We start from the raw sequence: 13,123 nt of genomic DNA, 5'->3' as shown, positions 1-13,123 counted from the left end.
CGGCCCTCACTTCACCACCATCACCTTGCGGTACTCGTCGATGCCGGGCCCCACCACCCGGATGAAGTAGAGACCCCGTGCCACCACCCGGCCGCTCCCGTTTCGACCGTCCCACGCCACGGTATACGCACCCGGTCCCTGGACTCCCCGCTGCAGGGTTCGCACGAGCGACCCGTCCAGGGCGAAGACCTGGATGGTGACCATGCCGGCCCGCGAGAGCCGGTAGTTCACCACCGTCACCTCGCCCTGTGTGGGGTTGATCACGTTGTTGAGGATGGTCACCCCTGCCCGCTGTTCCTTGAGGCCTGAGAGGCCGAACGACCAGGGCGCGATGGTGCGAGGGTCGTCCTCGTCGGTGAGCCGGGCACAGTAGAGGTTGTCGATATAGAAGAGGAACTCGACCGTGCCTCCTTCCCTCATCTCGGGATCGGTTCCCGGGATGAGGAAAGTGCGGAGCGCCCCCTGGGAGGAGAAGGGCGAGACGGTCCTCGCCTCGGTGTTGGCGGTGTTCTTGAGCCCGGGAAGGCTCACCGGCCACCACATATCAGGGAACGTGGTACGGTTGTACTCGTCGGTGGTCATGTAGTACGAGGCATCGGGATCCACGTCGTAGACCAGGAGCATGGCATCCCCGGAGATCGACGGGGCGAGTATCCTGGCCTGCAGGGTGATATCCCTGGGGAGAAGAGCCCCCGACCCGTCGAAGCCCCTGAGGGACGAGCCCCCCACCTCGTCGGCGTGCACCCCGTCGGTGGCCCAGAGCGGCGATACCACACCCAAACCCACGTTCGTGATCCGGAAGATATCGGCCGGATCCATGGCATTGCCGGAGGGATCGTAGACCGCGTTGGCATTGGCCCGCACTGTACCCTGCACCACGTCGTCGGCGGTGAGCGGCTGAGCGAGGAGGAGGTACGCCTCCCATGCCCCGGTGGTGTTTGCCGGCCACCGCGTGAGGATCTGCAGACCTGTCACCGTGAGGACCCCAGTAGCACCCGTGACGGTGAAATCGGCCGCGTCTATCTCCACGGAGGCCGCGGTGTCTCCGAACACGGGCTCCGAGAACCTGAGGTACACCTTGTCGTCCCCGGCCCGCGCGAGCGAGAACACGATCCTGGGAGGCACCCTTTCTATGATCGGCACCTCTGGATCGATGTCCTCGAGGAGATTACCCGCGAGATCGGTGAGATAGGCCTTGGTGTGATCGTACCGTACCGAGATGTCGGTGAGAAGACCCCATGGCGCAGAGGAGGAGAGCGAGAGGGAGAAGTAGGGGTCGTCAGAAATGCTGATACTGCCGCCGAACAGGCTGTTGTCCACTCCCGTACCGTACGCCTGGTTGTACGTGGAGACGAAACTCCCCCCGCCGGTCTCGCCCACCATGAAGGCCTCCAGCTCGTTGAGGGAATCTCCCGGGTAGTTGAGGAGGATGTCCCGTATACCGCCCTGGCTGTCGGGGTGATCCGTAGAGGAGTCCCAGGGAGCCGAACCGTCGTCGAGGAAGTGGAAGTCTATCCTGTCGATCCGCCCGTTCCAGTCGGAATCTATGGTGACGCCCTCGTACCTCCCCGCTGCCAGGGTGTACGGCGCGAGTGCGGGCGGGTCCACGTCCCAGTCCAGGTCGAAAGAGCCGGTACTCGAGAGGACAAAGGTAGGGAGCACGCTCGTATCGAGGGGATTATTTGCGGGAGAATTATCCTCTATTTGTCCACCGAGATCGTAGACCTCATCGATCGTGCCGCCTGCGGGGTCGGGGACGTTGCGGTGCCAGCCGGGCCAGCCTGTGCCGTCGTGGTAGCCCGAGAGGAAGATCACCACCTCGTGGTCGGGGCTGGTGATGAGGCCCGGGAGGGTGCGGTAGAGGGCGTTCGAGCTGTTCCCACCCGGCGTACCCGGCCGCACCCCACGCTCCATGGAGACAGGGGCACCGAAATCGATACTGAAGTATCCCTCGACGACGAGATGCGTGCCACCGTCGTCCTCTATATCGCCGCCCTTGTTGGTGATGCTGTCTTCACTGCGCTCATTGGCCGCACCTGTCCCAAGAGTCCCTATCGTCACCTGCTCCGAGTAGTAGAGGTGGAAGAAGTTGTGGCCGTGGTAATCAGTATTTGCCGCGGCTGCAGGATCCGCCCTGCCGTACTCCACCTTGTAGAGCACGGGCGGGGCCTTGTCCACGGCCGAGGTGTCGGGGCCCCCCCCGTTTATGCCATAAGGACCTATGGGGTTCTTCCCGGCATCGAAGAGCGCCCCCTTCTCGATGTAGAGACGAGGAACGAGGGTGCGGTGGGTGCCACCCGTATCGGTGGAGTCGGCATCTCCGGGATCAGCTCCCGTGGCGTCGGTGTTCCAGGCCTCGTTCGGCCCTGTCGCCTTGAGGTAGAACTCATCCGTGTCACCTGGAGGAAGGGGGATGGTGCAGGCTGCATCCTGGTACACCTCGTCGAAGGTGTAGGTGCCGCTCCCGTCGTGGAAGCGTATGAGCCCGGCCTGCACCGCAGCGGTGATCTCGCCGTTGCTGTTCTCGAGATCCTCCGAGAAGGTCACGTGGAGCACGTTGTCACTCAATGTTTCCACCGTCGCTCCAATGGCAGGCGGGGTGAAGTCCCACCCCGAGTTGTTTCCCCCGTCGGTATTCCCGTTCCCCGTCGAGGCGGAGACCACACCGGGTCCGGCGTTGCTGTAAGCGACCGTGCAGTTGTAGGCCACCGCATACGTGCCCGATCCTGTGCCGTAGGCTCCGCCCGGCACCGGATAGGCGATCCTCTGCGAGGCGGAGTTGTCGGGTATGTCGAGGGTCCAGGCCGAGGAGGCGCTAAGATCCACCCCGTTCGCGTAGAAATTCTGTCCCACGTCGATGGTGCTTCCGCCCAGGGAGGCGGCGTCGAAGGTCCCGTCGTAGGAGCCCGGGTCGTAGACGGCCGCAAGGCCCGCCATGTCAGGATAGCGGAAGTTGGTGTCCACAGGGGTGGTCTCGGGGTCGTCCTCACCGTAGGCCGGGCCGAAGAGCACCACATCGCCCGTGGTGGTCTCTATGGTGTTCCCGTTGAGGAACACGGTCCCGTTGTAGAGCACGAAGTTCCCTGCCCGGACGTTCCCCGAGATGGTGATGTCCCCCGCAATGTCGAGGATGAGGTAGGCCGGCTCGTTCGTAGCCCCCACATCGCCCGAGAAGGTGAGATTCCCCCCTCCTACGAGGATGAGGTTGTGCGCACCCGATCCAGAGTCCTCCACAGTAGTCCCAAACGTGATGTTTCCCGTACCGGGTTCTATCCATACATCTGTTGCAGCCGAAGTAAGCCGTACAGGAGGAGCGATGGAGAGATCGGCATCACTGGTATAGACGGATCCGCCAAGATCGACCTGTGCTCCCGAGACAATGGTAAGCGCGCCTAATGGAGTGGTACCTCCTATGTCGCCGGAGAAGACAATATTCCCCGTACCCCCCTGCACCGTGAGGGCCCATGTGCCGTCCACCGTGGAGGAAAACACCACATCTCCACTCCCCCCACTCGTGTCCACCACCACATCCGCCCCCAGCACCACAGGCCCACCCATCACCACATCCCCCGTCGCCACCACATCCCCACCAACTGCTATGCTCCCTCCACTTGCATCCAATCCCGCAAGCGCCGTCACTCCCCCCACCGCCCCTCCAAAACTCACCGCACCACCTGCTCTCACCGTCAGCACATACCCCCCGTCCACCGTGGAGGAAAACACCACATCTCCACTCCCCCCACTCGTGTCCACCACCACATCCGCCCCCAACACCACAGGCCCACCCATCACCACATCACCCGTCGCCACCACATCCCCACCAACCACAATGCTCCCCCCACTTGCATCCAATCCCGCAAGCGCCGTCACTCCCCCCACCACCCCTCCAAAACTCACCGCACCACCCGCACTCACCGTCAGCACATACCCCCCGTCCACCGTCCCGCCCAGGGTCACCCCCCCCGTCCCGGCATCCACCGTGGTGTCGGCCGCGAGCGTGACCGGGGTGTCGGCGTCGCCCAGAGAGACGTCCCCCCCGGCTCCGGCCGTGGAGACCGTGCCCCCCAGCTGGACGGAGGAGCAGGCCGTGGCGGTGAGGATACCTGCCGCCTGGAACGAATCGGCCGCCGCATTCCCCAGGCCCAGGCTCCCCGTGTGGGGGAAGGTGATCCCCCCGGGGAAAGAGGTGGTCTGCCCCCCCGCACCCGCATTGAAGGCCAGGTCGTACCCGGCTGCTGCAAGAGAGGCGCTCGTATTCACCGTGAGGTCACCTTCAAAGGTGACACTTCCTGCACTCACCACCTGGAGGGTGTCCGTGGTCACCGCATCCGTGAACCGCACCACTCCACCCGTGTTCGCCACCCGAAGCGTGGCAGGCTGTGCCCCGCCCAGGGTCACGTCCTGAGATCCGGCACCGTCGAGTACGCATGTCGCACCGGTGAGGGTGAGCGTGCCGGTGACCGAGAGATCACCGCCCACGGTGAGCGTGATCCCCAAAGCATCGAACATCCCTCCCACCGTAACAGTGCCCGCCACATCCACATCGAACCCCGCCGCATCCAGCGTGGTGCCTGGGGGCACCGAAAGGCCCCCCGCGAGCGAGAGGGAAGAGCCCAGGCCCACCGAGGCGGTCCCCGAGAGGACGAGGTTCCCCAGAGCTTGCGAGGAGGTGAGGCTCGTCGACGGGCCCGACATGGTGAGGGTGCACCGGGCCGAAGGATCCGAGAAGGTCCCGCTTATCGAGACATCCCCGGAGGCGGTGATGGTGTTCACCCCCGTACTCGTGAAACTCCCCGTGCTCGTGAAGTCTCCTGTGGTGATGTCGCCCGCGCTCTGGATCGTGCCACCAGAGGAGACCGTGCCGGCACTGACCGATCCACCACCCTGCACCTCCAGGCTCCCCGTCACCGTGAGAAGGCCGCTCACCGTGAGCGTTCCTGAAACCGTCACCGCACCGTCGTCCTGGAGGCCCCCGTTCACCGCGAGGCTCGAGCCTGCATCCAGGGTGAGGCTCCCGCCAGTCGTCACCACCACCTGGGCCACGGTGTGACTCTCGCCCGAGACGAGCTGGGGGTAGTACGTGCACCCGGCCGGAAGGGTGATCTCAGCGGTTCCGTCATCAGGAGGGGCCACTCCTCCCTGCCAGTTGTTGCCGTCGGTCCAGGAGGTGCTCGTATCCCCGTCCCAGACATAGGAGCTCCCCTGGAGCACGATCACCTTGTCGTCCACACTCACCCAGGTCGTCCCCCCGTCCACCGAGAGCTCCAGGTACCCCGAAGAAGGCGAGAGGGTCGCGCTGTCCAGGGCGAGGCCCGAGATGGTCACAGACTCCCCTGCCGAAAAATCGACCAGCACAGGAATGAACACCACCGTGTTCCCGGACTCATAGGTAGGGGTCACCGGATTCGCCACCCTCCCGTTGGAGACCGCAGTCCCGCTCGTAGTAAGGCTTACCACCGCGGCATCGAACTGGGCCGAGAGCCCTCCCCCGAGCCGTATCCGTATCCCATTCGCTGCGGTCACCTGCCCCCCGCTCACATCGGTGACCGTCACATCGGCGAGGGCATAGGGGCCTGTACCGATGGGTATGGTGGTGTTCGCGGCACTCGAGATCACCGGCGGGAGCGAGGCCGCCACATCCACCGTCGCCGTGGCATACGATGAGGTGCCGAACGAATCCGAACCACCGGTACCGTCCCAGTAGACCGTCACCGTGACGGTCTCCGCACTCCCATCGGTCACGGTGAAGGTGGCGATCCCGTCGGATGAGGTGGTAAGGAGCTCGGTCTGGGGTGTACCGTTGTTGTCGGGTGAAATGGTCGCGCTCCCCGAGACCGTGACGTAGAGGTTCCGCACGTAGGGCACCGGGCTACCGGAGGCATCGACGATCTGGAGGGTGAGCGACGCCGTCTGCCCTGTCTGGACGGTCTGAGCGTCTGGCGAGATCACCACGTGGTCGGGGGCCGGGGGGGTATAAGGCGCCGAGTAGGCCCTCAAGGGCACGTCGGTGTCGTCGGCCGTGGTGTCGTTGAGGGTGAACCAGAAGAGCGAGGTGTTGATAGCGGGCTCCCCTCCATTCCCCTCCGTGATCTGGAGATGCCAGGTCCCGTTCGTCTCCGAGCCTATGGTGTACGAGGTGGTCGCCACATCATCGGGCCAGGTAGCGCCATCCCCGGAGGGAGTAGGCGCGGTGAGGGGATTCCCGCTCTTGTCCCACGCGGCCAGGGTATCGGCCCCCCCGTCCATGTCCCAGTTCTTGTAGTCGATGGTATCGGTGGGGCCTGCGCTGTCCGGCACAAAGGGGTAAAGGTCCCAGAGCCTACCCACGTTGTCGAGCAGGGCCAGGGTCCACACATAGGCAAAGGCCCTGATACTCGAATCCCCCGTGGGGGTGCCGGAATTGGAATACGACACATCACACCTGAAGCCGTTCTTGTTTCCATTCGGAGCTTTCGCCACGATCTTGAAGTAGTACCTGTTGCCGATGTGTTCCCCCTGGGAGGGGAGCACACCGTCGAAGTAGACCCATCCGGTCTCGTTCGTGGCCTGGATGGTGGAGAGCACGGTCCCGGCGAGCACCTCGGTATCGTTCGCGAAGTTGAGCATCCTCGACTGGGTGAGGGCCCCCGCCCCACCCACCAGGAAGAACTCCCACGTCCCCCCCGTCCCCTGGTCGGGCGCTGCACCGCTTAGGCCCGGATGCTCCACCGCGAAGTAGAGCGTGCTCGTGATGGTATCCGGCACCTCGTAGAAGAGCACCATGTAGGGGTCCTCATCCCCATTCTGGGGAGTACCCGTGACCTGCAAATAGTTCCCGCTCTGGGCCGGGATGGCGCTCTGGCCGAAGAGCGTCCCACTGCCGAACCCCATCAGCAGGAGGAGACAGAAAAGCCCTTTTCGGCGGAATCCATCGAGGAACGCACGTAGTACTCTCACCAGTACCAGTATAGCCCACCCTCCACCCCTATTTCCAATCCCCTTGCACGATCAAGCCAAATGAAGTACAACGTATATAAACCGGTTTCAGGAGGCAGTACTCCATGCCGTCTTCGCGTTCCCTACGATCCACCCTCAGACAGATCCGTAGCGAGCTGGCATCCCAGCTCTTCGACCACATTCTCCCCTTCTGGCTCGCCCAGCAGGACCCGCACCACGGCGGCTTCTACGGAAGCATCACCACCACACCCGACCCCGGCGCCCCCAAAGGCCTGGTCATGACCGCCCGTCACCTCTGGACCTTCTCACAGGCCTTCCTCTCCCGTCCGAATCCCGCCTACCTGGAGGCCGCGGGGAACGCCTATCGGTTCCTCACCCATGCCTTCTACGATGCCACACACCGGGGCTTCTTCTGGAGCGTGCACCCCGATGGAGCCCCCCTCTCCAGGGTGAAAAAACTCTACGGCAACGCCTTCGCGATATACGCCCTCTCTCTCTACTACGAGGCCACAGGAGACCAGGATGCCCTCAGGATTGCCCGGGAGACCTTCGACCTGGTAGAGACCCGCGGCCGCGACAGGACACACGGCGGCTACTACGAGGCCTTCACCGAGGACTGGTCCACCCCCCTCCCGGAGCCTCTCGGAGAGGGCGAGACCCCTGCGCCCAAGACCATGAACACCCACCTCCACATCCTCGAGGCGTACAGCGCCTTCTCACGTATCGATCGCGAGCCCACGGTAAGGGAGGCCATGGAGCACCTCATCCGGATCTTCCGCACCCACATCGCCTCCTCCGAGCACCTCGGCCTCTACTTCACCGAAGACTGGAGTCCCATGGGAGGGGGCATCTCCTTCGGCCACGACATAGAGGCCACGTGGCTCCTTGCCGAGGCGGTCGAACTCCTCTACGGCCATCCTCTCCCCGACTGGTTCCTCTCGTGGATACGCCCCATGGTGGAAGAGACCGCACAGGCCCTCGAGGCCCACGGGGGAAGCCTTCCCAACGAACAGCGGGAAGACGGTTCCTTCGACCGGGCGCGCGTCTGGTGGGTCCAGGCCGAGGCCTTCGTGGGATTCCTCAACGCCTACCAGGTCTTCGGTGAGGCACGCTACCTCGAACATGCGCTCACGGTGTGGCGGTTCATCATGGACCACCTGGTCGACAGAGAAGGGGGAGAGTGGTTCTGGGCCGTCACGCCCGAGGGAACCCCTCTGGCGGGGTACGAAAAAGGAGGCATGTGGAAGGCGAGCTATCACAACAGCAGGGCATGCCTCGAAGGCATGCGCCGCATCGATGCCATCCTCGAGGAGGAACGAACATGATCGAGCTTTCCTTTGCACAGCGGAAGGCCCTCGTGGAGGAGGAATACGAGAGGCTTGTCTCTCGTCGGAACGAACCGATCCTCCCCGGAAACGGGATCTTCGTACGCTACCGGTATCCTATCCTCACCGGGGACCACGTGCCCCCCACGTGGCGCTACGACTACAACCCTGAGACCAACCCTTATTTCATGGAAAGGCTGGGGATAAACGCGGTCTTCAACGCAGGGGCCATCAAGTTCGACGACACCTACTACCTCATGTGCCGGGTTGAAGGACACGATCGGAAGAGCTTCTTCGCCCTCGCCGAGAGCTCCGACGGCATACACTTCACCTTCACCACACCCGTGCTCATCCCCGACGTGCCGGGTGAGACCAACCTCTACGACATGCGGCTCACCCTTCACGAGGACGGCTGGATCTACGGCATCTTCTGCGCCGAACGGAAGGACCCCGATGCCCCACCCACCGACACCTCCTCGGCAGTAGCCAGGGCCGGCATCGCGAGGAGCAAGGACCTCGTCCACTGGGAACGTCTTCCCGATCTGGTAACCCCCTCACCGCAACAGCGCAACGTGGTGCTCCACCCCGAATTCGTGAATGGGAAGTACCTCCTCTACACCAGGCCTCAGGAGGGTTTCATCGACACAGGATCGGGCGCCGGTATCTGCTACGGCTTCTGCGATTCCATGGAACACCCGGTGGTGAACGAGGAGCATCTCCTCGATTCCAAGGTGTACCACACCATCAAGGAGGTGAAGAACGGCGCGGGGGCCCCACCGGTAAAGACTCCCGCAGGCTGGCTCCACGTGGCCCATGGGGTGCGAGGCACGGCCGCCGGGCTCCGTTACGTGCTCTACGCCTTCCTCACCGATCGTGAAGACCCCACCAAGGTGATCGCCCGTCCGGGAGGCTTTCTCATCGCCCCGGAAGGGGAAGAGCGGGTGGGCGACGTCTCCAACGTCGTCTTCTCGAACGGGATGATCGCGGACGAGGACGGCAGGCTCCTCATCTACTACGCCTCCTCCGACACGAGGCTCCACGTGGCCGAGACCACCATCGAACGCATGGTGGACTACTGTCTCCACACACCGGAGGACGGCCTTCGTACCCACGAGTGCACCACGCAGCGCCTCTCGCTCATCGCCCACAACCGTCGCCTTCTCCGGTCCTCCCACTGATCTTCTCTGCTGTTGTACTTTTCTCACCTTGCGATATACAATGATGGCATCGGGTATCCCCGATGCCGGTATGCACACACGTATCCCTCGAGGTGGAGGTTTCTGGTGAAGATCACCATAAACGAGATCGCACGTCTCGCCAACGTCTCCAAGTCCACGGTATCGAAGGTCCTCAACGATTATCCCGGCATCAACCAGAAGACCCGGGAGCGGGTCCTCAGGGTGGTGGAGGAGATGCAGTACGAACCCAACACCATTGCCCGGGCCCTCTCTTCCAAACGCACAGGAAACATCGGACTCCTCATCCCCCACACCCCCGAGTACTCGGTGAGCGGGGCCTACTGGTCCACGTTCATATCCTGCATCACCGTAGCACTCACCGAACACGACTATCACCTGTTGCTCCTCCTCCCCCACGAGGAAGGGAGGCTCGAGAGTATCTTCAAGGCCGTGATCAAGCGAGGCATCGTCGACGGACTCATCATCGGGTCCGAGTTCCTCGACAAGTACTGGCTCGGCGAGCTCCTCCACCACAGGATCCCATTCGTGATGCTCGGACGGAACCCGGAGTTCGTCCACTACGCGGTGGATATCGACAACAGAAAAGCCGCCTATGAGGCGACATCCCACCTCATCCGGCGGGAATACACGAGGATCGCCCTCGTGGCGGGTCCCGAATCCTACTTCTACAACCTCCAGCGGGCCGAGGGTTACCAGGAGGCCCTTCGCCGCCACGGGATGACGTACCACCGGACCCTCTACCTTCCCTATGAGAACTACCCCCTCGTCCACGAACGCCTCGCCGCCCTCTTTTCCGAATCCCCTCCCCCGGACGCCCTCATCGTGGCGGCGGGCGGCGACTTCATGCTCGAGGTGCTCCAGGCCCTCAAAGAGACGGGACATCACCCGCCTGAGGTTGGTTTTCTCACCTTTGACGACTACCGTTACCTCGATCATACCTCACCGCCCATCACCGCAGTGGCCCAGCCCATGGGCAAGATGAGCCGGAAGGCGGTGGAGATGCTCATGGCTCTCCTCAAAAAGAAAGAGCCCCCCGCAAAGGAGGAGCTCTTCCCCGCAACCCTGGTGGAACGGGAGTCCACCAGGGGACCACGGTAAGAGGTTGGAGCCTGAAGAGAACGAGTTCCTCAGGCTCCCATGCGTATGAAGAAGCTCTCCGTTTACCTCACACGTTCTCCATGGATCTCCATCTCCCAGAGGGAGAAGCCCCACTCCGTACCACGCTTTATCCCGTGCATGCGCACGTAGGAGACTTCCACTGGCTCGAATGAAAGCTCATCCACATCGCCGTCTCCTCCACGCACCTGAACGATGGGGAACCATGCATCCCCATCGAGAGAACCGAGTATGTCATAGTCCTTCCCGTAGGCCACCTCCCAGTGGAGCACGACTCTCTCGATCCTGAACCTCCCCTGGAGATCGATCTGGATGTACTCATCGTCATCGTAGAGGCTCGACCACCGGGTCTTGAGGGTACCGTCGTTCACGTACTCTGGAAGGTTGGGCTCCTCCACGCTGCTCGCCTCCACGGGCTTGAAGAGCGCGATATTCCCTCTGTCCGGATCCAGGGCGTGTACCGTGAAGTAGAGCCCCGACTCGTTCATACCCGAGTCTTTCGTCACAATGAGGATATCGGAGCTCGCAACCCTCGCCTCCTTGAGACGCACGAGGGCCTTCCCCTCCTTCGTGAGCGAGACCTCCACCAGGGCCGGATCGCCCACCTTCCTCACCTCATAGGAAAGGTCGTCGCCGTCCTCCTGGTCCTCGAAGACCTCTTTGAGATCGAGCTCCTTCGCCACCCCCACCTCATTGACCGAGAGGATGAGATGGGATATGGGATTCACCACTTTGGGACTCAGATCAAGCCCCTCTCTGTTGAGTCGCACGTACTCCGGATACCTCATGGCCACCGCCGAGATTCCCGGGGCGGCGTCGTAGATGTTCCCGAACCCGTCGTGTCCGGTCCAGGTCCACGAGAGGGCGCCCGCATACCCGTTCTCGACGAGCCAGAGGTACGCCTCCTCGGTGGTGAGGCTGGTCTTGGGCCGGAACCCGAACCCTATCTCCCTGATCCCCTTGGCCGGGAACTCCGCCACCACTATGGGCTTGTCCAGCTTCCAGTACGAGGCAGGGTGGTGGAACGGCGAGGCGCTCTCGTCCATGTGCTGGGGATAGAAGTGCACGCTGTAGAAGTCGAGGGTCCCCTCCGGATCGCCCCCTGCTGCGATGAGCCTGTCGTCCCGATAGTAATTGATCATCCCTCCCACGTCGGTCTGGTAGGCCATGCCGCTCCCGCAGGTGACGAGGGCATCCGGATCCTCCCGGTGGATGGCGCCGGCTGCCAGGTTGATGAACCGCTGAATGTACTGCATCTCGGTCCGCCTCGGCGTCCATCCCCCTCCGGGGAGCATACCCTCCGGCTCGTTGAAGACCTCCCAGGCGATCACTCCGGGATGTCGCTTCACCATCCGCACCATGGGGACGAGGGCGTTCTCGATGTAGGAACGCGTCACCGCTTCGTCTTCGATGAGCCTGAGGTTCCGCGCCTGATTCACCCCCGACTGCGGCTGGAGCATGTCGAAGGACCAGAGACAGAGGATGAGCCCCACCCCTCTCGAGAAGGAGATGTCGAGGGCCCGCTTGAGGTTGATGAGGGCCTCCTCCGGCATTCCCACCACCATGCCGTTCTCGTCGAAGAGGGGCGTCTTGCTCCCGTTCACATGGAGCCACCACCTGAGGACGTTCCCCCCTGCGCTCGCCACATCCTCGACGGCCTGGGTGAAACGGGCCTCGTCGAACTGTGTAAGATCGTTGGCGAAGTTCACCCATGCGAGGTTCATCCCGTTGAGGAAGATTTGCTTCCCGTTATGGGGTATGAGCGCGCGTGGATCGACCCCGCCCTCAGACACCCCGCTCCCCGTCACACACCCTGCGAGGAGGAGCAATGCACCAAGAAGCAGCAGATATATCCTTCTCATGGTTCCCTCCTGTAGAGGTGCGGGCGATCGAGGCCCGCACCCACTTCATTTCTTTTCCAGCCGCACGTTGTCCACCAGGACCGAGCTCTCGAGGCCCTCCGGCCCCCAGAACTTGAAGGCCACCCGGCGTACGCTCTGGATGTCGGCCACCTGTGCGGTGAACTGCCAGTTGGAGGCCGCACACTTCCAGTTCGAGCCGGTGAGATCGAAGTAGACGTCCCGGTTCTCACCCGGCGCGAGTACCACGGTCGCCGATTCGTGCCACACCCAGTCGGCACCCGTACAGAGCACGAGGGCCACCTCGAGATCCTTGTCGGACTTGTTCACGAAGTCCACCACGAGGTTCTTGTAGGGGCTGAAATCGTTCATCTCCGGCTCTTCGGTGTAGAAGGTGGCCCCGTTCTTCCCGTTCATCCGGAACACACCCTCGAGCGATGCCGTGCCGTGGGTGGCCTCCTGCCGGTTCCACCGCGTCTCGAGCGAGGAGTCGTCATCGTTCCAGGCATTCGCCACCGCGAACCAGAAGGGCTTGGTCTCGAAGTCCTCCCAGACCACCATGGACTGCTGGGCCTGGGCCATACCGGCATCCTGGGCCGGCTGAGGCGCACTCGTGCACCCCGCCACCAGGAGCACCAGAACGCCTGCGATCATCATTATGCGTTGCATACCGACCTCCTGATAAAGG

At 63.0% G+C, this 13,123-nt stretch carries 6 protein-coding genes; 3 read left to right on the top strand and 3 right to left on the bottom strand.

Going from position 1 to position 13,123, the window contains the following annotated elements; translation table 11 throughout:
* Nucleotides 1-6 precede the first annotated feature (6 nt).
* Complete coding sequence (locus tag SPITH_RS00410; protein WP_041623941.1) at nt 7-6,936, bottom strand: FlgD immunoglobulin-like domain containing protein; 6,930 nt, start codon at nt 6,934-6,936, stop codon at nt 7-9.
* A gap of 104 nt (nt 6,937-7,040) precedes the next feature.
* Here SPITH_RS00410 and SPITH_RS00405 point away from each other — a divergent pair, with 104 nt between their 5' ends.
* The 3 genes from SPITH_RS00405 (at nt 7,041) to SPITH_RS00395 (ending at nt 10,558) form a co-directional block, all read left to right on the top strand.
* On the top strand, nt 7,041-8,261 hold the full coding sequence (locus tag SPITH_RS00405; RefSeq protein WP_014623775.1) for an AGE family epimerase/isomerase: 1,221 nt from the start codon (nt 7,041-7,043) through the stop codon (nt 8,259-8,261).
* Nucleotides 8,258-9,439 carry a glycoside hydrolase family 130 protein gene (locus SPITH_RS00400; RefSeq protein WP_014623774.1) on the top strand — a complete coding sequence of 394 codons (1,182 nt, stop codon included), beginning with the start codon at nt 8,258-8,260 and terminating at the stop codon, nt 9,437-9,439. The genes SPITH_RS00405 and SPITH_RS00400 overlap by 4 nt, the downstream gene beginning before the upstream one ends.
* A gap of 105 nt (nt 9,440-9,544) precedes the next feature.
* Nucleotides 9,545-10,558 (top strand): LacI family DNA-binding transcriptional regulator, encoded by a 1,014-nt coding sequence (locus SPITH_RS00395; RefSeq protein ID WP_014623773.1) that lies wholly within the window; start codon nt 9,545-9,547, stop codon nt 10,556-10,558.
* Nucleotides 10,559-10,620: 62 nt separating this feature from the next.
* Here the strand turns inward: SPITH_RS00395 and SPITH_RS00390 are convergent, their stop codons facing one another.
* Both SPITH_RS00390 and SPITH_RS00385 read right to left on the bottom strand, forming a co-directional pair.
* Nucleotides 10,621-12,438 carry a discoidin domain-containing protein gene (locus tag SPITH_RS00390; protein ID WP_014623772.1) on the bottom strand — a complete coding sequence of 606 codons (1,818 nt, stop codon included), beginning with the start codon at nt 12,436-12,438 and terminating at the stop codon, nt 10,621-10,623.
* Nucleotides 12,439-12,483: 45 nt separating this feature from the next.
* On the bottom strand, nt 12,484-13,104 hold the full coding sequence (locus SPITH_RS00385) for a hypothetical protein (RefSeq protein ID WP_014623771.1): 621 nt from the start codon (nt 13,102-13,104) through the stop codon (nt 12,484-12,486).
* Between the last annotated feature and the right edge of the window lie 19 nt (nt 13,105-13,123).

This window comes from Spirochaeta thermophila DSM 6578, assembly GCF_000184345.1.
GTDB lineage: Bacteria > Spirochaetota > Spirochaetia > Winmispirales > Winmispiraceae > Winmispira > Winmispira thermophila.
This window is presented reverse-complemented; position numbering and strand designations above follow the sequence as displayed.

Coding starts and splice junctions, on each gene's coding strand:
- SPITH_RS00405 (WP_014623775.1), top strand. CDS start 7,041: ATGCCGTCTTCGCGTTCCCTACGATCCACCCTCAGACAGATCCGTAGC.
- SPITH_RS00400 (WP_014623774.1), top strand. CDS start 8,258: ATGATCGAGCTTTCCTTTGCACAGCGGAAGGCCCTCGTGGAGGAGGAA.
- SPITH_RS00390 (WP_014623772.1), bottom strand. CDS start 12,438: ATGAGAAGGATATATCTGCTGCTTCTTGGTGCATTGCTCCTCCTCGCA.
- SPITH_RS00385 (WP_014623771.1), bottom strand. CDS start 13,104: ATGCAACGCATAATGATGATCGCAGGCGTTCTGGTGCTCCTGGTGGCG.